21 protein-coding genes are annotated in these 20,199 nt (G+C 73.4%); 14 read left to right on the top strand and 7 right to left on the bottom strand.

Annotated elements, in window-relative coordinates; all coding sequences use genetic code 11:
* The first annotated feature begins 246 nt into the window (after window positions 1-246).
* The 4 genes from AB0N76_RS35130 (at window position 247) to AB0N76_RS35115 (ending at window position 4,998) form a co-directional block, all read left to right on the top strand.
* Window positions 247-2,898: a sensor histidine kinase KdpD gene (locus AB0N76_RS35130; RefSeq protein WP_363564314.1), complete on the top strand. Its 2,652-nt coding sequence runs from the start codon at window positions 247-249 to the stop codon at window positions 2,896-2,898.
* A gap of 69 nt (window positions 2,899-2,967) precedes the next feature.
* Complete coding sequence (locus tag AB0N76_RS35125; RefSeq protein WP_363564312.1) at window positions 2,968-3,648, top strand: response regulator; 681 nt, start codon at window positions 2,968-2,970, stop codon at window positions 3,646-3,648.
* Window positions 3,649-3,769: 121 nt separating this feature from the next.
* Window positions 3,770-4,177: an OB-fold nucleic acid binding domain-containing protein gene (locus AB0N76_RS35120; protein WP_363564310.1), complete on the top strand. Its 408-nt coding sequence runs from the start codon at window positions 3,770-3,772 to the stop codon at window positions 4,175-4,177.
* A 2-nt stretch (window positions 4,178-4,179) separates the two neighbouring features.
* On the top strand, window positions 4,180-4,998 hold the full coding sequence (locus AB0N76_RS35115; protein ID WP_363564308.1) for a DUF3159 domain-containing protein: 819 nt from the start codon (window positions 4,180-4,182) through the stop codon (window positions 4,996-4,998).
* 98 nt (window positions 4,999-5,096) lie between these two features.
* Here AB0N76_RS35115 and AB0N76_RS35110 read toward each other — a convergent pair whose 3' ends face one another.
* Together AB0N76_RS35110 and AB0N76_RS35105 are read right to left on the bottom strand one after the other, a co-directional pair.
* Complete coding sequence (locus AB0N76_RS35110; protein ID WP_363564306.1) at window positions 5,097-5,768, bottom strand: TrkA family potassium uptake protein; 672 nt, start codon at window positions 5,766-5,768, stop codon at window positions 5,097-5,099.
* A complete protein-coding gene (locus AB0N76_RS35105) occupies window positions 5,768-6,436 on the bottom strand; it encodes a TrkA family potassium uptake protein (RefSeq protein ID WP_363564304.1) in 669 nt (222 codons plus the stop codon). The genes AB0N76_RS35110 and AB0N76_RS35105 overlap by 1 nt, the downstream gene beginning before the upstream one ends.
* A 230-nt stretch (window positions 6,437-6,666) precedes the next feature.
* Here AB0N76_RS35105 and AB0N76_RS35100 point away from each other — a divergent pair, with 230 nt between their 5' ends.
* Window positions 6,667-8,739, top strand: a complete 2,073-nt coding sequence (locus AB0N76_RS35100; protein ID WP_363564302.1) for an APC family permease — start codon at window positions 6,667-6,669, stop codon at window positions 8,737-8,739.
* Window positions 8,740-9,209: 470 nt separating this feature from the next.
* Window positions 9,210-10,508 (top strand): class I SAM-dependent RNA methyltransferase, encoded by a 1,299-nt coding sequence (locus AB0N76_RS35095; RefSeq protein ID WP_363564320.1) that lies wholly within the window; start codon window positions 9,210-9,212, stop codon window positions 10,506-10,508.
* Between the two features lie 104 nt (window positions 10,509-10,612).
* Here the strand turns inward: AB0N76_RS35095 and AB0N76_RS35090 are convergent, their stop codons facing one another.
* Window positions 10,613-10,810: a hypothetical protein gene (locus tag AB0N76_RS35090; protein WP_363564300.1), complete on the bottom strand. Its 198-nt coding sequence runs from the start codon at window positions 10,808-10,810 to the stop codon at window positions 10,613-10,615.
* Window positions 10,811-10,966: 156 nt separating this feature from the next.
* Here AB0N76_RS35090 and AB0N76_RS35085 point away from each other — a divergent pair, with 156 nt between their 5' ends.
* Together AB0N76_RS35085 and AB0N76_RS35080 are read left to right on the top strand one after the other, a co-directional pair.
* On the top strand, window positions 10,967-11,212 hold the full coding sequence (locus AB0N76_RS35085; protein WP_344332776.1) for a toxin-antitoxin system HicB family antitoxin: 246 nt from the start codon (window positions 10,967-10,969) through the stop codon (window positions 11,210-11,212).
* Window positions 11,209-11,631 carry a fic family toxin-antitoxin system, toxin component gene (locus AB0N76_RS35080; RefSeq protein ID WP_363564297.1) on the top strand — a complete coding sequence of 141 codons (423 nt, stop codon included), beginning with the start codon at window positions 11,209-11,211 and terminating at the stop codon, window positions 11,629-11,631. The genes AB0N76_RS35085 and AB0N76_RS35080 overlap by 4 nt, the downstream gene beginning before the upstream one ends.
* 43 nt (window positions 11,632-11,674) lie before the next feature.
* On the opposite strand, the gene AB0N76_RS35075 is transcribed toward AB0N76_RS35080, so the two are convergent.
* A complete protein-coding gene (locus AB0N76_RS35075; RefSeq protein ID WP_363564318.1) occupies window positions 11,675-12,499 on the bottom strand; it encodes a GNAT family N-acetyltransferase in 825 nt (274 codons plus the stop codon).
* A 335-nt stretch (window positions 12,500-12,834) separates the two neighbouring features.
* Here AB0N76_RS35075 and AB0N76_RS35070 point away from each other — a divergent pair, with 335 nt between their 5' ends.
* The 6 genes from AB0N76_RS35070 to AB0N76_RS35045 all read left to right on the top strand — a co-directional run bounded on the left by AB0N76_RS35070 (window position 12,835) and on the right by AB0N76_RS35045 (window position 18,504).
* Window positions 12,835-13,866, top strand: coding sequence for a hypothetical protein (locus AB0N76_RS35070; RefSeq protein WP_363564295.1), 1,032 nt, complete (start codon window positions 12,835-12,837; stop codon window positions 13,864-13,866).
* A complete protein-coding gene (locus AB0N76_RS35065) occupies window positions 13,863-14,786 on the top strand; it encodes an alpha-L-glutamate ligase (protein ID WP_363564293.1) in 924 nt (307 codons plus the stop codon). Before AB0N76_RS35070 ends, AB0N76_RS35065 begins: the two co-directional genes overlap by 4 nt.
* 117 nt (window positions 14,787-14,903) lie before the next feature.
* Window positions 14,904-15,740 (top strand): putative RNA methyltransferase, encoded by an 837-nt coding sequence (locus AB0N76_RS35060; protein ID WP_363564291.1) that lies wholly within the window; start codon window positions 14,904-14,906, stop codon window positions 15,738-15,740.
* A gap of 126 nt (window positions 15,741-15,866) precedes the next feature.
* On the top strand, window positions 15,867-17,297 hold the full coding sequence (locus AB0N76_RS35055) for an ATP-binding protein (RefSeq protein ID WP_363564289.1): 1,431 nt from the start codon (window positions 15,867-15,869) through the stop codon (window positions 17,295-17,297).
* 11 nt (window positions 17,298-17,308) lie between these two features.
* Entirely contained in the window at window positions 17,309-17,701 is a 393-nt protein-coding gene (locus AB0N76_RS35050; protein WP_363564316.1) for a nucleotide pyrophosphohydrolase, read from the top strand.
* A 146-nt stretch (window positions 17,702-17,847) separates the two neighbouring features.
* Complete coding sequence (locus AB0N76_RS35045) at window positions 17,848-18,504, top strand: DUF6099 family protein (protein WP_363564287.1); 657 nt, start codon at window positions 17,848-17,850, stop codon at window positions 18,502-18,504.
* On the opposite strand, the gene AB0N76_RS35040 is transcribed toward AB0N76_RS35045, so the two are convergent.
* The 3 genes from AB0N76_RS35040 to AB0N76_RS35030 all read right to left on the bottom strand — a co-directional run bounded on the left by AB0N76_RS35040 (window position 18,435) and on the right by AB0N76_RS35030 (window position 19,996).
* Entirely contained in the window at window positions 18,435-18,644 is a 210-nt protein-coding gene (locus AB0N76_RS35040) for a hypothetical protein (RefSeq protein ID WP_363564285.1), read from the bottom strand. The genes AB0N76_RS35045 and AB0N76_RS35040 overlap by 70 nt on opposite strands.
* Before the next feature lie 227 nt (window positions 18,645-18,871).
* Window positions 18,872-19,309, bottom strand: coding sequence for a hypothetical protein (locus AB0N76_RS35035; RefSeq protein ID WP_363564283.1), 438 nt, complete (start codon window positions 19,307-19,309; stop codon window positions 18,872-18,874).
* Window positions 19,310-19,381: 72 nt separating this feature from the next.
* Entirely contained in the window at window positions 19,382-19,996 is a 615-nt protein-coding gene (locus AB0N76_RS35030) for an SMI1/KNR4 family protein (RefSeq protein WP_363564281.1), read from the bottom strand.
* Window positions 19,997-20,199: the final 203 nt, after the last annotated feature.

Here is a 20,199-nt window from a genome sequence, read left to right as displayed (position 1 = left end):
CAGGGGGGACCCTGTGGGAGAGTAGGACGCCGCCGAACAATCATTCACAAAGAACCCCCATCCGGGATCCGGATGGGGGTTCTTTGCATTTCCCGCCGGCCACCGCTCCTCCATCAAAAACGCGCTAAAACTCCCAGGTCAGCGCCCAGATCGCTGGTAAATCGCCGCCTGCGCCGTAGTCTCGAAGGTGAAGGGAACTGGTGTCCGGTATGGTCGCCGGGTTCGGCCGGATCAAGAATGGTGCTCATGGGACGCGGAAGGCTACGGATCTACCTCGGGGCAGCCCCCGGGGTCGGCAAGACGTACGCCATGCTCGCGGAGGCGCACCGGCGGCTGGAGCGTGGGACGGACGTCGTGGTGGCGTTCGTCGAGGACCACGGGCGGCGGCGTACGGCGGGGCTGGTGGCGGGCCTTGAGGTGGTGCCCCGGCGGGAGCTGACGCATCGCGGGGCGGTGTTCACGGAGCTGGACCTGGAGGCGGTGCTGGCGCGCCGGCCGCAGGTGGTGCTGGTGGACGAGCTGGCCCACACCAATGTGCCGGGGTGCCGGCACGAGAAGCGCTGGCAGGACGTCGAGGAGCTCCTCGCGGCCGGCATCGACGTCGTGTCGACTGTCAACATCCAGCACCTGGAGTCGCTCGGCGACGTGGTCGAGGGCATCACGGGGGTGCGGCAGCGGGAGACCGTGCCGGACGAGGTGGTCCGCCGGGCGGATCAGATCGAGCTGGTCGACATGTCGCCGCAGGCGCTGCGGCGGCGGCTGGCGCACGGCAACGTGTACGCGCCGGAGAAGATCGACGCCGCCCTCGCCAACTACTTCCGGCCGGGGAACCTGACCGCGCTGCGCGAGCTGGCGCTGCTGTGGACGGCGGACCGGGTCGACGAGTACCTGCAGAAGTACCGGGCCGAGCAGGGCATCGAGGGCACCTGGCAGGCGCGCGAGCGGATCGTGGTCGGTCTGACGGGCGGTCCGGAGGGTGCCACGCTGATCCGTCGGGCGGCGCGGATCGCGGCCCGCGGGTCGGGCGGTGAGCTGCTGGCCGTCCACATCTCGCGGTCGGACGGGCTGGCCGGCTCCGGTTCGGGGTCGTCGCGGGCGCTGATCGAGCAGCGGGCACTGGTGGAGAGCCTGGGCGGTTCCTACCACGCGGTGCTGGGGGACGATCCGGCGGCCGGGCTGCTGGACTTCGCGCGGGGGGTGAACGCGACCCAGGTCGTGCTCGGCACCAGCCGCCGTCCGGCCTGGCAGTACCTCTATGGCCCGGGTGTGGGGACGACGGTGACCCGGGCCGCGGCCGACATCGACGTGCACATCGTCACCCATGAGCACGCGGCGAAGGGTCGGGGGCGGGTCCCGGTCCGCAAGGTGACCGATCTGGGGCGGACCCGGACGATCGCGGGCTGGCTGATCGGTCTGGCGGGGCCGCCGCTGCTGGCGCTGATGCTGACCAACGTCCGGGGGCTCGGCCTCTCCACGGACATGCTGCTGTTCCTGTCGCTGACGGTGTGCGCGGCGCTGGTGGGCGGGCTGTTCCCGGCGATCGCCTCGGCGCTGGTCGGCTCGACGGCACTGAACTACTACTTCGCACCGCCGATCCACACCTTCACGATCTCCGAGCCGGAGAACATCATGGCGGTGGGGATATTCACCACGGTCGGCATCGCCGTGGCCTCGGTGGTGGACCTGGCGGCGCGGCGCACTCACCAGGCAGCCCGCAGCCAGACCGAGGCGCAGACGCTCAGCGCGCTGGCCGGCACGGTGCTGCGCGGGTCGCCGAGCGGGGACGGCCCGAGCGGGGACGGGGTGCTGACGGCGTTGCTGGAGCAGGTCCGGGAGACCTTCCAGCAGGAGTCGGCGGCGCTGCTGGAGCGGCCCGATCCGGTGGGGCCGTGGCAGCCGGTGGCGGTGGCGGGCCCGCGTCCGCCGGAGCGGCCGGAGACGGCCGACGTGGACGTGCCGGTCGGCGAGACGCTGGCGCTGGTGCTGCGCGGCCGGGTGCTGCCGGCCGAGGACCGCCGGCTGCTGGGCGCGTTCGCCGCGCAGGCGGCCGCCGTGCTGGAGCGGCGTCGGCTGGCCGGGGAGGCGGCGGCGGCCCGTCGGGAGGCGGAGGGGAACCGGATCCGGACCGCGCTGCTGGCGGCGGTCTCGCACGATCTGCGCACGCCGCTGGCGGGGATCAAGGCCTCGGTCAGTTCGCTCCGCTCGGCGGACGTCGAGTGGGACGAGGAGGACGAGGCGGAGCTGCTGGCCGGGATCGAGGCCGGCGCGGACCGGCTCGACCACCTGATCAACAACCTGCTCGACATGAGCCGGCTGCAGACCGGTACGGTCACCCCGCTGATCCAGGAGACCGACCTGGACGAGGTGGTGCCGTTCGCGCTCGGCGGGGTGCGGCCGGAGGCGGTCCGGCTGGACGTCCCGGAGACCCTGCCGATGATCCGGGCCGACGGCGGGCTGCTGGAGCGCTCGCTCGCCAATCTGATCGAGAACGCCGTCAAGTACAGCCCGAGCGGGGTGAAGGTGCTGGTCAAGGCCGACGCGCTGCACCCGGTGGGCGGTCCGGGGCGGGTGGAGCTGCGGATCGTCGACCGGGGGCCGGGGGTGCCGGAGGACGCCAAGGAGCGGATCTTCGCGCCGTTCCAGCGGTACGGGGACGCGCCGCGCGGGGCCGGAGTGGGGCTCGGGCTCGCGGTGGCGCGGGGCTTCGTCGAGGCGATGGACGGCACCGTCAGCGCCGAGGACACCCCGGGCGGCGGACTGACCATGGTCGTGACCCTGCCCGCGGTCGAACGCCCGCCGGATGAGCTCCTGCCGGATGAGGGCCCGCCAGACAAGCCCCTGCCGCACGACGGCTCGCCGGACGCGGCCCCGCCGGACGGGGGACCGCCGGGTGAATGATCGATCCCGGCCTTCGAAAGAGCATTTCCGATGTGATCCGATCCGACAGCCCCGAAAGGCGGAGCCCGCATGACCCGGGTCCTCGTCGTGGACGACGAACCGCAGATCGTCCGCGCGCTGGTGATCAACCTCAAGGCCCGCAAGTACGAGGTCGACGCGGCCCATGACGGCGCGAGCGCGTTGGAGCTCGCGGCCGCCCGCCATCCCGACGTCGTCGTCCTCGACCTCGGCCTGCCCGACATGGACGGGGTCGAGGTGATCAAGGGTCTGCGCGGCTGGACCCGGGTGCCGATCATCGTGCTCTCCGCCCGGCACGCCTCCGACGAGAAGGTCGAGGCCCTGGACGCGGGCGCCGACGACTACGTCACCAAGCCCTTCGGCATGGACGAGCTGCTCGCCCGGATGCGCGCCGCCGTGCGCCGGGCCGAGCCGGTCGCCGGGGAGGACGACTCGCTGGTGGCCACCGAGAGCTTCACCGTCGACCTGGCGGCGAAGAAGGTGAACCGGGACGGCATGGACGTCCGCCTTACCCCGACCGAGTGGCATCTGCTGGAGGTGCTGGTCCGCAACGCCGGCCGGCTGGTCAGCCAGACCCAGCTGCTCCAGGAGGTGTGGGGCCCGGCCTACCGCACCGAGACGAACTACCTGCGGGTCTACCTCGCCCAGCTGCGGCGCAAGCTCGAACGGGACCCCTCGCACCCGCGCCACTTCATCACCGAGCCGGGCATGGGCTACCGCTTCGAGAGCTGACCGCCCGGGCCGCGGGGAGGCCCGGCCGGGGCCGCCGAGCGGCCCCGCGGGCGCCTTCCGGCGGCCCCCGGTGGCTCGTACGGCCTGCCGTCGGGGGCCCGGAAACCGGTACCCTTCCGGCATGAGTGGTGACAACAGCAGCGGCCAGCCACAGGGGCGCTTCCGCCGCATGCTCAGCCGGCTGACCTCCTCCACGGAGGAGCTCCAGGCGGAGGAGCTGCGCCAGCAGAGCGCCGCGGAGTCGGGCTGCACGCCGATCGCCAGCTGCGGGGACCGGGAACTGGTCACGGTGGCCGGGACCCTGCGCACCGTGACGCTCCGCCCGCGGGCCGGTGTGCCGGCGCTGGAGGCGGAGCTCTTCGACGGCACCGAGGCGCTGGACGTGGTGTGGCTCGGCCGCCGCTCGATCGCGGGCATCGAGCCCGGCCGCCGGCTGGTGGCCAGCGGGCGGATCAGTCACGCGCGAGGGCGCCGGGTGCTGTTCAACCCCCGCTACGAGCTGCGTCCGGTCGGACACGGGAGCGAATGAGCGTGAGCAACCAGCCCGGCGGCGAGCCCGCCGCCCAGCTCGGCCTGGTGAAGATCGACCCCGGGGGCGACGACGAGGCGGCCCGTCAGGCGGCCTCCCGGGAGGCCGCCGACACGGTGCTGAAGGCCTTCGGCGGGGTCCGGGGCATGATCGACATGACCCTGCCCGGCCTGGTCTTCATCGTCACCTACAACATCACCCACAAGGTGCCGGCCGCCGCCTGGGCGGCCCTGGGCCTGAGCGCGCTGTTCGTGGTGGCGCGGCTGCTGAAGCGGGAGACCGTCCAGCACGCCTTCAGCGGGGTGTTCGGGGTCGCCATCGGCGCCTGGATCTCGATGAAGACCGGCAAGGCGGAGAACTTCTACCTGCCGGGCCTGCTCTGGAACGTCGGCTACTGCGTGGGCCTGGCCGTCTCGGCGCTGGTCCGCTGGCCGCTGATCGGCCTGATGCTGGGCCCGGTCACCGGCGAGATGTTCACCTGGCGCAAGGAGAACCCGGGCCGGCTGGCCGCCTACACCAAGGCCACCTGGGCCTGGGTGGTGATCATGGGCATCAAGCCGCTGATCCTCTTCCCGCTGTACTTCACCCACAACGTGAACCTGCTGGGCTGGCTCAAGGTGGCGCTGGGCATCCCGCCGCTGCTGCTGGCGATGTACGTGACCTGGCAGATCCTGCTGAAGGCGCCGCCGCCGATCAAGGCGCAGCTGGACGAGGACGAGCCCGCCCGGGAGCAGGGGCACGACCATCCGCATGGTCACCCGCACGACCATCCGCATGGTCACCCGCACGGCCACACGCACGACCACCCGGCCGACCGGTAGCGCCGACCGGCACGGCACGGCGCCTCACGGCACGGCAGGCACGGCACGGCGGAGGGCCCGCACCCGGATCACCGGGTACGGGCCCTCCGTCGTTCGCGCTACTGGGCGCCGGCCGAGCTGGAGAGCAGGTCCTCCAGCTCCTCCTCGCGCTCCTGGGCCGCGACGAACAGCAGCTCGTCGCCGCCCTCCAGGGTGTCGTCCTTGCCAGGCACCAGCACCCGGCCCTCGCGGATGATCGTCACCAGCGCGGTGTCCTGCGGCCAGGCCACGTCGCCGACCCGGGTGCCGACCAGTTCGGTGTCGGCGGCCAGGGTCAGCTCGACCAGGTTGGCGTTGCCCTGGCTGAAGCGCATCAGCCGGACCAGGTCGCCGACGCTCACCGCCTCCTCGACCAGGGCGGACATCAGGCGCGGGGTGGAGACGGCGACGTCCACGCCCCAGGACTCGTTGAAGAGCCACTCGTTCTTCGGGTTGTTGACCCGGGCGACCACCCGCGGCACCCCGTACTCGGTCTTCGCGAGCAGCGAGACGACCAGGTTGACCTTGTCGTCACCGGTCGCGGCGATCACCACGTGGCAGCGCTGCAGGGCGGCCTCGTCCAGTGAGGTGATCTCGCAGGCGTCGGCCAGCAGCCACTCCGCCATGGGGACCCGCTCCACCGAGATGGAGTTCGGGTTCTTGTCGATCAGCAGGACCTCGTGGCCGTTCTCCAGCAGCTCGCCCGCGATCGAGCGGCCGACGGCACCGGCTCCGGCAATGGCGACTCGCATCAGTGACCCTCCTTCTCCGGGCTCTGCGCGAACGCGGCCTCGACCGCCGTCAGGTCGGCCCGGCGCAGCATCACGTGCACCAGGTCGCCTTCCTGCACCACCATCGTCGGCGTGGGCAGCACGCCCTCGCCGAGCCGGGTGACGAACGCCACCCGGGCCCCGGAGACCGCCTCCAGGTCGCTCAGCCGCTGGCCGACCCAGCCCGGGGCGTAGGCGACCTCGGCGAGCTGGACGGCGCCGCTCGGGTCCTGCCAGAGCGGCTCGGCGCCGCTCGGCAGCAGCCGGCGCAGCATCTGGTCGGCCGTCCAGCGGACGGTGGCGACGGTCGGGATGCCCAGCCGCTGGTAGACCTCGGCGCGCCGGGGGTCGTAGATCCGGGCCGCGACGTTCTCCACGCCGAAGTTCTCCCGGGCGACCCGGGCGGCGATGATGTTGGAGTTGTCGCCGCTGGAGACGGCGGCGAAGGCGCCCGCCTCCTCGATGCCCGCCTCGCGCAGGGTGTCCTGGTCGAAGCCGACGCCGGTCACCCGGCGCCCGTTGAACCCGGCGCCCAGGCGGCGGAACGAGGTCGGGTCCTGGTCGACCACGGCCACCGAGTGGCCCTGTTTCTCCAGCGCGCGGGCGAGTGCGGAACCCACCCGGCCGCAGCCCATGATGACGATGTGCACCGGCGCTACCTCACCCGTCGCATTAGGGCCCTGACCTGCGCAAACACCGCTGCTCTCCGTTTCCCCGCCCCGCTCTCGGGGGTGGGCTTCCTCGTGGGGCGTCGTACGACAACCTGGGTGTTGCCCGCCCGCTCGTATCCGACACGCTAGCCGGTCCACCGAACGCAGTCGCGACGAAGGGGGGGATGTCAGGCGGACCGAATGGAGGAATACCCCTACGATTCCTTAACGTGCCTATGCCGACTGACCTACCGAAACGCATCCTCATCGGGCGTGCGTTGCGCAGCGACAAGCTGGGGGAGACGCTTCTCCCCAAGCGCATCGCGCTGCCCGTCTTCGCCTCGGACGCGCTCTCCTCGGTCGCGTACGCGCCCGAGGAGATCCTGCTGACCCTTTCCCTGGCGGGTGCCTCGGCCATCCACTTCTCGTGGCAGATCGGCGTCGTCGTCGCCATCGTCATGCTCGCGGTGGTGGCCTCGTACCGGCAGAACGTGCACGCCTACCCGAGCGGCGGCGGCGACTACGAGGTCGCCACCGTGAACCACGGCCCCAATTCGGGCCTGGTGGTGGCGAGCGCGCTGATGGTCGACTACATCCTCACCGTGGCGGTCTCCACCACCTCGGGCGTGGCCAACGTGGTCTCCGCGGTGCCGGCGCTGCGCGGCCACGAACTGACCCTGTCCGTGGTCGTGGTCATCCTGCTGATGGGGATGAACCTGCGCGGCGTCCGGGAGTCCGGTTCGGCCTTCGCCGTCCCGACCTACGCGTTCATGATCGGCGTGCTCGGCATGGTGGTGTACGGCGTGGTCCGGCACTTCGGGCTGGGGCAGGACATGCCCGCCGAGAGCGCCGGCTTCCACCTGGAGGCGACCCCCGGGAACGAGTCGCTGGCCGGCTTCGCGATGGTGTTCCTGCTGCTCAAGGCGTTCTCCTCGGGCTGTGCGGCGCTGACCGGCGTGGAGGCGATCTCCAACGGCGTGCCGGCGTTCCGCAAGCCGAAGAGCAAGAACGCGGCGACCACCCTGCTGATGATGGCGAGCATCGCCGTCGTGATGTTCATGGGCATCATCTGGCTGGCCCGCCTGACCGGCGTCCAGATGGCCGAGGAGCCCGCGCACCAGCTGGTCGGCGTGCCCGGCGACTACCACCAGAAGACCGCGCTGGCGCAGATCAGCGAGGCCGTGTTCTCGAACTTCACGCCGGGCTTCTACTTCGTCGCCGCCGTCACCGGGCTGATCCTGGTGCTGGCCGCCAACACCGCGTTCAACGGCTTCCCGGTGCTCGGCTCGATCCTGGCCCAGGACCGCTACCTGCCGCGCCAGCTGCACACCCGCGGCGACCGGCTGGCCTTCTCCAACGGCATCATCCTGCTGGCGCTGGCCGCGATCCTGTTCATCATCGCCTTCGACGCGGACCCGACCCGGCTGATCCAGCTGTACATCGTCGGCGTCTTCGTGTCGTTCAACATGAGCCAGTCCGGCATGATCCGGCACTGGACCAGGAACCTGCGGACCGAGACCGACCCGGCCAAGCGCCGCCACATGCAGCGCAGCCGGGCGATCAACACCTTCGGCCTGGTGATGACCACGGCGGTGCTGATCGTCGTGCTCGCCACCAAGATCAGCCACGCCTGGATCGCGATCGCGGCGATGGTCGTGCTGTTCGTGATGATGAAGGCGATCCGCCGGCACTACGACCGGGTGTCGGAGGAGCTGGTCGCGGCCGAGGAGCCGGACGACGTGGTGCTGCCCACCCGGGTGCACGCCATCGTGCTGGTCTCCAAGCTGCACAAGCCGGCGCTGCGCGCGCTGGCGTACGCGCGGCTCGCGCGGGCGCACACGCTGGAGGCGGTGACCGTCAACGTCGACCCGGCGGACACCGCGGCGCTGCGCGAGGAGTGGGACGAGCGGGGCATCGAGGTGCCGCTCAAGGTGCTGGACTCGCCGTTCCGCGAGATCACCGGGCCGGTGCTGGACTACGTGAAGAACCTGCGCCGCAACAGCCCGCGCGAGGTGGTGTCGGTGTACATCCCCGAGTACGTGGTCGGCCACTGGTACGAGCACCTGCTGCACAACCAGAGCGCGCTGCGGCTCAAGGGCCGGCTGCTGTTCAAACCGGGCGTGATGGTCACCTCGGTGCCGTGGCAGCTGGAGTCCTCCGAACGGCGCAAGCCGCAGAAGGCCTGGTCGGCGCCGGGCGCCGTCCGCCGTGGTGAGCCCCGGGCGCCGAAGGCCGTAAAGTCGGAGGTTCCGGTGAAGTCCGCCGGCACCGCTGACAGCAGCAAGAAGGACTCCTCCCAGTGACGCGCAACACCCCGCCCCGTTCCAACGGCTCCTCCGGCAAGTCCGGGAAGTCCGGCGCCTCCGGCAAGGGCGCCCGCAAGGGCGGCGCCGGCAAGCCCGGGCAGGTCGCCCGGCCGCGCTGGGGCAAGCCGTCCCGGCCGGCCGCCACCGACCGCGAAGGCTTCACCGCGCAGACGGCGCCGCTCGCGCCGGAGGAGCGCGCCCCGGAGCGTCCGGAGCGTTCCTCGGAGCGTCCGGAGGGCGGCGAGCGTGCTCCGCGTCCGGAGCGTGCCGGCCGTCCGGAGCGTGCCGCTCGCCCGGAGCGCTCCGAGCGCTCGGAGGCGAAGGGGGAGCGTGCCCAGCGGGGCGAGCGGCCCAAGGACGGCGGCGCACGCCCGCGCAAGCAGGCGGTGCGTCCGCCGCGCGCGCTGCGCACCACCACCCGCGCGCCCCGGGCCGAGGCCGCGCCCAAGGGGCCCGGCGGCGACCCGCTGGTCGGCGAGCGCTACGAGGTCGAGGTCGGCCCGGTCGCGCACGGCGGCGGGCACTGCGTGGCCCGGCACGAGGGCCGGGTGCTGTTCGTCCGGCACGCGCTGCCGGGCGAGAAGGTGATCGCCCAGGTCACCGAGGGGACCACCAAGTCGCGCTTCCTGCGGGCCGACGCGGTGGAGATCCTGGAGCCCGCCAAGGACCGGATCGCCCCGCCGTGCCCGTTCTCCGGCCCCGGCAAGTGCGGCGGCTGCGACTGGCAGCACGTGACGCCGGGCGGGCAGCGCAAGCTCAAGGTGCAGGTGCTCACCGAGCAGCTGGCCAAGCTGGCCGGCCTGACCCCGGCCGAGGCCGGCTGGGACGGCAGCGTCGAGCCGGTCGGCGGCAAGCTGCCGGCCGGGCAGGTGCCCGCCTGGCGCACCCGGGTCCAGTACGCCGTCGACCAGGAGACCGGCAAGGTCGGGCTGCGCAAGCACCGCTCGCACGAGATCCAGCCGATCGACCGCTGCCTGATCGCGGCCGAGGGCGTCACCGGGCTCGGCGTGGAGGCCCGCGACTGGCCGGGCGTCGTCTCGGTCGAGGTGATCGCCGCCACCGGCTCCTCCGACCGCCAGGTGGTGCTCACCCCGGCGCCGGGCGCCCAGCTGCCGCTGGTCGAGCTGGACCAGCCGGTGTCCATCACCCGGATCGACGAGCAGGGCAACAGCCACAAGGTGCACGGCCGCAGCTTCGTGCGCGAGCGCGCGGCCGGCCGGACCTGGCGGATCAGCGACGGCGGCTTCTGGCAGATCCACCCGGAGGCGCCGGACACCCTGGTCGACGCGGTGCTGGACGGCCTGGACCCGCAGTGGGGCGAGAACGCGCTCGACCTGTACTGCGGCGTGGGCCTGTTCGCGGGCGCGCTGGCCGACGGGGTCGGCGAGGACGGCGCGGTGCTCGGCATCGAGTCCTCCAAGCAGGCGGTCGCCGACGCCCGGCACAACCTGGCCGTGCTGGACAACGTCCGGATCGAGTGCGACCGGGTGGAGACGCTGCTGCCGCGCACCGGCATCACCGCCACCGACCTGATCGTCCTGGACCCGCCGCGCGCGGGGGCCGGCCGGGAGACCGTCGCGCACCTGGTGGGGCTCGGCGCGCGGAAGATCGCGTACGTGGCCTGCGACCCGGCGGCGCTCGCCCGCGACCTGGCGTTCTTCCGCGAGGGCGGCTACCGGCCGGTCTCGCTGCGGGCCTTCGACCTGTTCCCGATGACGCACCACTTCGAGTGCGTGGCGATCCTGGAGCCGGTCGAGGCGCGGTAGCGATCACTGGTGCCGCCGGACGGCGGGCACGACGACGGAGGCGGTACCCGGGTCGTCCGGGTACCGCCTCCGTGTCGTGCCGGGGGCCGGGCGGGTCGGGCCGCTCAGCGCAGGTTCTGTTCCTCTTCCTCGACGGCGTGCGGCAGGGTGATGCCGTGCTGGGCCGCCAGCCGGATCAGCCCGGCGATCCGGCCCTCGTACGCCTGGACGCCGTCGGCGTCCCCCTCGGCCCGGGCGGCCGCGAGTTCCTCGCGGGCCTGGGCGAGCTGCTCGCGCAGCTCCTGGTCGAACATGGCTGTCATTGCCGGCCTCCACACCGGTCGGTGCCGCTCCAGGGAATGCTCAGGGCACTTCAGAGTCTCCGAAGGTGAAGAACTCTTCAAGTCTCCTCCGAGTGGCGCGCGGCGGCGTCGCGCGCGCCCTTGTTGTGCTAGCACTTCAGCGCTAGCTTGAGATTCATGGGTAAGAAGCAGCTGAACGTCCGGGTGGACGCCACCACCGCGGAGATGGCCCGGGAACGGGCGGAGCAGCAGGGGATCAGCATGAACCAGTACATCGAGCGCCTGGTCCAGCAGGACATGGGCGAGGCCGGGCGGGTCTTCGTCGACGCGGCCGCGCAGTTCATGAAGGAGTACGAGACGGCCTTCCTGGCCGAGTTCGGCGAGCAGCGGGGCGGGGCCGACCTCCAGGACGTGCGCCGTTGAAACTGGAGGTCGACCTCTCGTGGCTGCTCATGACCGCCGAGCAGTACACGCCCGGTGACCCCCAGGTCACCGACTACGGATCGCTGCTCGCCGCCGTCGCGCGGCACCAGGCCGAGATCTTCGACATCGCCGTCTACCCCGAACCGCAGGACCGCGCCGCCGCCCTGATGCACCAGCTGATCCGGGTGCCGGCCCTGGAGAAGACCAACGAACTGTTCGCCACCGCCGTCGCCTACGCCTACCTGGTGGCCAGCGGCTGCACGGTGGCGACCACCGCCCGCGAGGTGCGCAGCCTCGCCCGGGCCATCCGCGAGGGGCGGCTGAGCGTGTCCGGGGTGGCGGACCGGCTGGCCGCGTGGGTGGTGGACGAGGCCGAGGACGAGGAGGTCAGCGGCGAGGACGACGAGGACTCGGACTGAGGGATCGCGCGGCCCGGGCCGGTGTGGTTCGGGCGGCTGCGGCTCAGGCCGGGTCGCCCGGGCCGGTGGGGGTCGCCGGTTCGGCGATCAGCGCGGTCGCGAACGGGCGGAAGCCCGCCCGGCGGTAGATCCGGGCCACGTCCTCGTCCGCGGCCGACAGGAACACCGTCCGCACGCCGTTCGCCCGGGCGTTCGCGACCAGCGCCGCCGTCACCGCCAGGCCCAGCCCGCGCCGCCGCGCCGACGGCAGGGTGCCGACACCGGCCACCTCGGTGACCGGGCCGACCGGGTTGTGCTGCCCCGCGCAGAGCGCCGCGCCGTCCTCGAAGGCCGCGGCGAGCACCGTGTTCCCGGCCGTGATCCGCCCCGCGACCCGCGCCGCCGTGCCGTCGGCGGCCACCGCCACGGCCGCCACGGCCAGCTCCGCCGCCCCGGCGGCGCCCACCCCGGTGCCCGGCTCGCCGAACGCCAGGTGCGGGACGGCCAGCGCCTGCGCCAGCGCCGGGTCGTCGGCGGCCAGCACCCGGACCGACACCCCGGCCGGCCCGTCCGACGCGGCGGCCGGCTCGTCCTGCGGGCCCAGCACCAGCAGCGGGTGCTCGTGCACCGCCAGCCCCGCCTCCTCGACGGCCGCGCGCAGCAGCGGGTCGTGCTCGCCCACCCACTCGAAGGCCTCCGGCAGGCCCAGCTCCCGCTGACGGGCCACCACCCGGCGGACGTCCTCGGCCGTCACGGCCGGACCCCGGTAGCCCAGGGTCGGCCGGGCGTAGTACGGCCAGCCCTCGCCCTCGCGGGCGAACAGGGTGAGCGGGCCGAAGTCCTCGGCGCGGGCGGCGGTGCGCGGGACCGCGTCGTAGTAGCGCTCGATGTCGTCGAGGAGGGCGGGCTCGGGCTCGGCGAGGAGGGGAGCGGGCTCGGTGTGGGGCGCGGCGGGTGCAAGATCGTCAGAGGTCACGCGGTGCATCCAAGCAGGGTCGTCGCGTTCCTGCCAGGAATTTGCGGGTGTCCCGGTCCGACCCGGGGGTGAACCGGGCCTGGTCCCCGCCTGGTCCCGGCCCGGGCATTTCGGCGCGATTGTTGCCGAACGCTTACAGGCCGGGCGATCTTGTGTGCGGACCGCGTGACATCCTGGGGCCTTTACAGCTCTGCCGGACGTGAACGGCGGACGTCCGCGCTGGGCGAAGCGAGGGGGATGACTGGCTCATGAGGCTCTGCTTTCTGGTGGAGGAGCACTACCGGCACGACGGCATGCCGCTCGACGTCGTACGCCAACTCACCGCGTGGGGACACCGGGTGGACGTGCTGCGCCCCGGCGACTCGCTGATGGCGATCTCCGAGGCGGTCCGGGCCGGCAGCCACGACGCCTGGGTGCTCAAGACCGTCTCCGGCGGCCCCGGCCTCACCCTCCTGGAAGCCGCCGCCGCCGTCGGCCTCACCACCGTCAACGACGCCCGCTCCATCCGCGGCGTCCGCGACAAGGCACTCGCCTCGGTGATCGCCCGCACCCGGGGACTGCCCGTCCCCGTCACCTACGCGGCCGCCCGCTGGGAACGGCTCGCCGAGATCCCCGCGGCCGAGTACCCGCTCGTCGTCAAGCCCGCCGACGGCAGCTCCGGACGGGCCGTGCGGCTCGTCCGCGACCCCGCGCACCTCGCCGAACTCGGCCCGCTGCTGGCCGGCGAGGGCCTGCTCATCGCCCAGCCGTACGTGCCCAACTCCGGCACCGACCTCAAGGTGTACTGCGTCGACGGCGAGCTGTACGCCACCGAGCGCTGCTCGCCGCTCAACCCCGACCAGGCGGTGCGGGAACGGCAGGTGCCGCTGCCCGCCGAGGTCGCCCGGGTCGCCGCGCAGGTCGGCGAGGTGTTCGGACTCGACCTGTACGGCGTCGACGTGCTGCTCGGTCCGGACGGGCCGGTCGTCGTCGACATCAACGACTTCCCGAGCTTCCGGCAGGTGCCGGACGCCGTCGCCCGGGTCGCCCGGGCCGTCCTGCGGCTGGCCCGCACCGGCACGGCCGTCACCGCGCCCGCGGTGGCGCTGGACGCCTCGGGGCTGGACGCCGCCGGACTCGGCGTGGTCGGCCTCAGCGGGGTGGGCGTCGGCGTCGGCAACGGGGTGGGCGTCGGCGTCGGCGGGGTCGGGCTCGACCCGGAGCCGGTCCGGCTGCCCGCGCAGGGCGGCGCGGCCGCCGCCGCGACGGCGGGCGTGGCCGGCGTCGGCGGCGCGATATGAGGATCTGCCTGCTCACCGCCGACCCGGACCACCCCGTACTCGCCGCCACCGCCGCCGTCCTGACCGCGCGCGGCCACCTGGTCGAGGCCCTCGACCCCACGGCGGCCGGCCCCGGCGCGCCCGCCGGACCGCTCGCCGACGTCTACCTGCTCAAGGCCCACACCCCGGCCGCCCTCGCCTTCGCCCGCCACCTGGAGGAACGCGGCGCGCCCGTCGTCAACCCGGCCGCCGCCACCGAACTCTGCCAGGACCGCACCGCCATGGCCGAGCTCGCCCGGCGGGCCGGACTGCCGTTCGCCCCCACCCGCACCGCCGCCGACCCGGCCGCGCTGCTCGACCTGGTCGAGGCCGGCGAACTGCGACTCCCGATCGTCGTCAAGAGCCGGCACAGCCGCCGCCACGACCTCGTCGCCCGGGTCGACGACACCGCCCGGCTGCGCGCCCTCGCCGAGGCCTGGCCGGGCGAGCCCGTCATCGCCCAGCCCTACCTGCCGAGCACCGGCTGGGACCAGAAGCTCTGGGTCGTCGCCGGACAGGTGTTCTGCGCCCGCCGGCGCTCCGAGCTCGCCGACCCCGCCGGACCTGCTGACGGCGCGGGCCCGTTCGGGCCGGACGAGCTGCCCGCTGACCGCGCCCGGCTGGCCCTGCGGGTGGGCGAGGTGTTCGGCCTCGACGTCTACGGCGTCGACCTGCTGGACGGGCCCGCCGAACCGGTCGTCGTCGACGTCAACGCCTTCCCGGGCATCCGGGGGCAGGCCGGTGCGCCGGAGGCGCTGGCCGAGCTCGCCCTGCGGGCGGGGCGGACGGGCGTTTCCCCCTCAGCCCCCGTCACCGTTCCCGGGCAGCGGGTGGCCGGGTCCGCGCCGACCGCCTCGTCGGACTCGTCGGACTCGTCGGACTCGTCAGCCTCGGACGCGTAGGCGGACGCCGGGGCGGCACCCGGACCGCGGTGGATGCGGGACCGGGCGCCGCCGCTCGTTAGGCTGGCTCCTCCGGCCGGGACCCCACGCGACCGGACCGCGAGAGAAGACGGACCCTTGCTGCAGGACATCGAGCCCTACCTGGCCTGCCCGCACTGCGCGCAGCCGCTCACCCCCGACGGCCGCACCCTGCGCTGCCCCGCCGGACACAGCCACGACATCGCCAAACAGGGCTACGTCAGTCTGCTCGCCGGCGACGCCCACACCGGCACCGGCGACACCGCCGACATGGTCGCCGCCCGCAGCGACTTCCTCGCCGCCGGCCACTACCGGCCGATCGCCGACGCCCTCGCCGCGGCCGCCGCGGCCGCCGACCCCGAGCCCGACGGCTTGGTCGCCGACCTCGGCGCCGGCACCGGGCACTACCTCGCCCACGTCCTCGACGCCCTGCCCGGCCGCCCCGGCGCCGCCCTCGACATCTCCAAGTACGCGCTGCGCCGCGCCGCGAAGGCCCACCCCCGGATCGGCGCCGTGGTCTGCGACGCCTGGCGGCCGCTGCCCCTGCTCGACGCCTCCGCCGGGCTGGTCCTCAACGTCTTCGCGCCCCGCAACGGGCCCGAGATCCGGCGCGTGCTGCGCCCCGGCGGCACCCTGCTGCTGGTCTCGCCCACCCCCCGCCACCTGCGCGAACTCGTCGCCGCCCTGGGGCTGCTCTCGGTCGACGAGGAGAAGCAGCGGCGGATCGACGAGAAGCTCGGCCCCCACCTGACACCGGCCGGGCGGCAGGAGGTCGAGTTCACGCTGCGGCTGTCCGCTGAGGACGTTCGGACCGTGGTCGGCATGGGGCCGAGCGCCTGGCACACCGATCCGGAGCGGCTCGCGCAGCGGCTCGGCGAGCTGCCCGACCCGGTCGAGGTCACCGCCTCCGTCACGGTCGCCGCCTACCGGCGCTGAGCCCGTCCCGCCTCGGGACCGTCCCGCGTCGGGACCGTCCCGCGTCGGGACCGCCCCCACCCCGATGGGATGAATCTGCCGGGCAGGCACGTTTCTGCCGCCCGACCGGCGGCTAACGTCCGACGGGTGAACCGCGACGCCACCCGGCCCGCCGTGCCGGCCCACCCTCAGCAGCGCAGCCCGCAACCCGGCCCACCGGCCGTCCGGCGCCCGATCGTCGACGAGGTCCGGCTCACCTCGTTCAAGTCCTACCGGCGCGCGACCCTCCCGCTCGCGCCCCTCACCGTGCTGCACGGCCCCGCCGGCGTCGGCAAGTCCAACGCGCTCGACGGCCTCGCCGTCCTCTCCCGACTCGCCCTCGGCGAGGGGATCGGCGAGTCCCTCGACGGCCTGCCCGGCGCCACCGGCCCCCTCGCCACCCGGGTCCGCGGCGGCCTCGCCGGCTGCGTCCCGCACGGCCGCAACGCGTTCATCCTCGGCTGCACCGTCCGCTCCGCCGACGGCCCCATCGAACTCGAGGTCGTCGTCCGCACCGACGGACCCGTCCGCATCGCCCGCGAACAGCTCACCCTCGACGGCCGCACCCTCGTCGAGACCGGCGAACAGGACCTGCGCAAACAGCGCGTCAACGTCACCTGGCACAACGACACCCGGCAGGGCGACATCCGCGCCCCCTTCCCCAGCGGCACCCTGATCACCGCCCAAATCCCGCTGCGCGTCGCCGGCTCCTCACCCGGCGAACGCAAGGTCCTCGCCGCCGCCGAACAACTCCTCACCGCCCTGCGCGAGGTCTTCCCCGTCCACCCCGTGCCCGCCCTCATGCGCGGCTGGGCCCGCCCCCACCCGCAGGCCCGCCTGCTCAGCACCGCCGCCAACATCTCCGCCGTCATCGCCCGGCTCAGCAACGAGTGCGGCCGCCGCTACGGGCAACTGCTGCGCGTCGTCCAGGCCGCCGCCCCGCACCCGCTGCTCGGCCTCGACCTCGCCCACCGCGGCACCGGCGCCGACCAGCGCGTCCTCGCCGTCTTCGACGAGGGCGTCCTCGGCCGCACCGGCGCCGACCAGGCCTCCGACGGCATGCTCCGCCACCTCGCCTTCGCCGCCGTCCTGCTCACCGGGGCGGGGGTGCTCGACCTCGACGTCGCCGACGAGGTGCCCTGGGCGCACCGCCAGCTCACCGTGCTCGCCGAGGACCTCGGCGCCGGGCTCGGCACCGACCAGACCGCCTCGCTGCTGCGGCTCGCCCACGACATGTCCGGACGCAACCAGCTGCGGGTGCTCGCCGCGCTCCAGGAACCGGCCGCCGCCCGGGACGCGTTCGGCGGGCCGGGCGAACTGCCGCCCGGGGTCGCGCTCGTGGAGTGCCGGCGCGACCCGGGCTCCGGGCACACGGTGCTGCGCACCGAGACCGCGCGGGTGCCCGCCCAGGCGGTGCGGGGCGCCGCCGGGCCCGCCGCGCCGGCGGACCCGGGGCCGGAGGTCGACGCCGATGCGGTCGACACCGCTGTGGTCGGCGCCGATGTGGTGGACGCCGATGCGGTAGACCTGGACGGGTGAACGAACGAGAGATGGCACCGTCCGCCGGGCCGACCCTGGAGGGGCTGCGGCAGCGGCTGACGGAGTTCGCCGCGGCGCGCCGCTGGGAGCCCTTCCACACGCCCAAGAACCTCGCCTCGGCGCTGACCGTGGAGGCCGGCGAGCTGCTGGAGATCTTCCAGTGGCTGACGCCGGAACAGGCCTCGACGGTGATGGCCGACCCGGACCGCGCGCACCGGGTCCGGGACGAGGTGGCGGACGTGCTCGCCTACCTGCTCCAGTTCTGCACGGCGGTCGGCGTCGACCCGCTGACCGCGCTGGAGGCGAAGATCGAACGGAACGAGCTGCGCTTCCCGCGCCCCGGCGCGACGGCTCCTGAACCCCCGGCGACGGGCGGTGACGTCAACCCGGTGAGCGGCTCCTAAGTCGTGTGGGGGAAGGAATTCGTCCACAGCCCCCGGGTTGTCCACAGCTTCCGAATCTCCTCGTGCGGCCTTCCGTGAGTCGGCGCAACCTCTCACCGTGACCGCGTGGCAGGGCGCCGCGCGGGCGACGGAAGGGGTGGCCGCACATGGAGGCGCTGCGACTGATCAAGACCGCTCGGCACGCCCTGGCGGAGACCAGGAACGTCCCGGACGTGCTGGCCGAGGCCCGGCAGGCCGCGCTGCTCACCGAAGTGGTGGGCGCCCGGATCGCGGAGGCGGGCGAGGGTGAACTCGCCGGGCTCGGGCAGTTGTTGGCCGAGGCGGCGGTCCATGCGGCCGGCTGCCTGGACCAGCCGGCGGGCGACGGTTCGGCGGGATCGGCCTTCGGGGCCGGCGGCCGGGCGCGCCGGCTCACCGAACTCGGCGAGCTCGGCCCGATGTTGGGCGAGCTGGGCGGACTGCTGCGGGACGTCGGCGAGACGCTGGTGGTGCTGGCCTGCGGGGCCGACAGCGAGAGCCTCTACTGGGCGTGCATCGACGGCGTCGACGCCGGGGCGGAGTGCACCGACCTGGTCGGTCAACTGTCCGACGCCGTGCGGCGGATGGCGGGTGAGCGGCCGGAGGAATGGGCCGCGGAGGACGGGGAGCCGTTCGACGTGGACGACGGCCGGCTCCCCGTACCGGCGGCGGGGCAGGGGCAGCCGTTACTGGTCCTGCGGCTGGACCCGCCGGGTCAGCGGGCGGCGGCGGCCGGTCCGCCGTCCTCGCCGGAGGAGGAGGTGGTGCGGATGCCGGTGGCCTGAAGGTCGGCGAGATCCGCGGTCACCGAGGCGAGCAACTCCTGCATCTGCTCCAACAGGCTCTTCGGGGCGGCCGGCGCCGCCGCTCCGTCGGCGGCGGGGTACTGCGGGGCGGCGGAAGCCTCGGACCGGGGATCGGACATGAGGGGACCTCTTCGGATCGGTGGTGCGGTGTGGCGGTCGGCGGTGGCCCGGTACGGCCACCGCCGCTGCAACCAACGAACACCCCGGTACACGGTCACCGGCCACCACCCGATGCGGTCCAACCAGCCGCACGGGTACACCTCCAGGGTGACCCCGGCTTGCCCCCGCCCTGCGGCCTGAGCTAGCCCGGCCGACAACACTCACCGGGGCGGCGGCGGGTGGGCCGCTATCCGGACCAGCCGTTGCAGTACTCGAAGCCGGTCTCCACCGTGCCGCGGAACGCCAGCGCCTCGCGGCCGATGCCGAGGGCGTGGAGCAGGGCATCGAGCGCCGCATCCACGTCCTCATCCTCCACCGAGCGGCTCACCCAGACGAACGTGTACGGGACGGGCGCTCCTTCGAGCTCACTCAGAGCGAAGTGCGTCTTCCCGATGCGGAACATGGCGGCGTCCACGCAGCCGAGGTCTTCCCAGCTTCGTTCGACGGTCAACCGCAACCGCGCCGCGAGCGCCTCCAACGGCGGCTGCAGCCCCGCCACCACTCGAAAGGAGCCGGCTGCGTACCACCACATGCTCGGCTGGAACGCCGGATTGCGGTTCCCGCCCTGGTACGAAGGAGCTTGCTCCCAGTCCGGTTCAGGCCCCGGAACGCTGACTGTCGGCATGTCACCCCTCTCTCCTGCGAACACCACTGCTACCGCCCGGCGTTCAACGTATCCCAGGCATCGCAGCTGGTATCAGCGGTCTGGAGTGGTGGGTAGCCAGGTGAGATCGCGTGCGTCGTCGAGTGTGGCGACGCTGGGCTCCTGGGAGCCGCCGAGGGCTGTGTGGCTCAGCAGCACCGGCGTCCCGGTTGCCAATGAGTGGGTGATGTCCTGGAGCATCGCCGTCACCGAGGTCCACCGGGGAACGTCCAGGATCCAGGTTTCGTGGTCCCAGAGGAGTACCGCGCCGTGGGTGTCACCAGGGCGTAGGTCGACGATGAGTCCGTCGCCGCCGGGACTCAACGCGATCGGCATGAACTCCCTCAGGTAGCGGCTCTCGGGCTGACCGTTCTCGTCGAAGGAGTCGCCTTCCTGTTCTGCGACCAGCAGCCAGATGCCGTGGGTCTCCAAGGCCTCGTCCAGCGAGACCGGCGCGAACGCGTCCGGAATCCAGTAGCTCATGGTGACGTCGGGCAGCAGCCACCAGGCCCACAGGTCGGCCGGCAGGGGTAGACCGAGGTCTGCCTCGAACGCGTCGAGGCGGGCGGTATCCGGCGCCGGCCTCGACGGGCCTCGTCGGGTGTGAGCGGTGAGCCACGTGCCGATGCGGTTCCAGGAGGTCAGGACGTCATGATCAGCCGCTGTCATGACGGGCAGTCTGCCCCACGGGGGTGTCAACGGCCGAACCCGTGAGCACTCCCGGCGGAGCAACTGGTCAAGCTGGTCAAGCTGTGAATGTGGTGAGAGCTGGGGCGCGGGCGGCGGGCTGGGCGCCCCGGTTCGGAAGGGGTTGGCGGGTGGGTGGGTGAGGGGTGGGTCGGGGGGGCGCCCAACCAAGGCCGGGCCCACAT

Source organism: Kitasatospora sp. NPDC093806, from assembly GCF_040683335.1.
Lineage (GTDB): Bacteria > Actinomycetota > Actinomycetes > Streptomycetales > Streptomycetaceae > Kitasatospora.
Note: the sequence above shows the minus strand (reverse complement) of the source record. Positions and strands in the feature narration are given on the sequence as shown.